This is a genomic window from Saccharomonospora iraqiensis subsp. paurometabolica YIM 90007 (assembly GCF_000231035.2).
Lineage (GTDB): Bacteria > Actinomycetota > Actinomycetes > Mycobacteriales > Pseudonocardiaceae > Saccharomonospora > Saccharomonospora paurometabolica.
Genome location: NZ_KI912225.1, coordinates 129,526 through 130,276 on the forward strand (window position 1 = coordinate 129,526; position 751 = coordinate 130,276).

Sequence of the window (751 nt, forward strand, 5' to 3'; positions counted from 1 at the left end):
GGTCGCGAGCACGGCGGTCGCCGCACGCCGGGCCGGGATCGGCGTGTTCGCCACGGGCGGGCTGGGCGGGGTCCACCACCCGCTGCCCGGCGCGACGACCACCTGGGACGTCTCCGCCGACCTGGGCACCCTCGCCGGCACGGACATCCTGGTGGTGTGCTCCGGGATGAAGTCGATCCTGGACATCCCCGCCACCCTGGAAGTGCTGGAGACGCACTCGGTGCCGGTGCTCGGGTACCGCACCGACGACTTCCCCGCCTTCTACCTGCGGTCGTCCGGGCTGCCGGTGCCGTGCCGCGTGGACGACCCGGCCACGGCGGCGGCCGTGGTCACCGCCCACCGGCGGTTCGCCGACTCCGGGGTGCTGCTGGCCAACCCCGTCCCCGCGCGGTTCGAACTCGACCGCGCCGAGCACGACCGGCTGCTCGCCGAGGGACTGGAGGCGCTGCGGTCCCGGGACGTCCGAGGAGTTGACGTGACCCCCGCGCTGCTGGAGCACTTCCACACCGCGGGAGACGGGGCGAGCCTGGCGGCCAACGAGGCGCTGGTGGTGGCCAACGCCGAACTCGGCGCCCGCGTCGCGGCGGAGCTGGTCCCGTGACGGTGGTGGTGGTCGGGGACGTGGGCCTCGACGTGGTGGCCCGGCACGACGAGCCGATCGTGTACGGCGGCGACGCCCGGGCACGGGTGGGACTCACCGGGGGCGGCGCGGGGGCCAACACGGCGCTGTGGCTGGCCGAGGCGGGCGCAC

General features: G+C 75.8%; 1 protein-coding gene and 1 pseudogene. Both read left to right on the forward strand.

All coding sequences use genetic code 11. The features are described 5' to 3' along the window. Positions 1–601: pseudouridine-5'-phosphate glycosidase (locus tag SACPADRAFT_RS26620; protein WP_007027844.1), on the forward strand; the 601-nt coding region annotated here is incomplete at its 5' end. After that, positions 598–751: pseudogene (locus tag SACPADRAFT_RS26625) on the forward strand (carbohydrate kinase family protein); the annotation flags it as partial. The gene SACPADRAFT_RS26620 and the pseudogene SACPADRAFT_RS26625, both read left to right, overlap by 4 nt.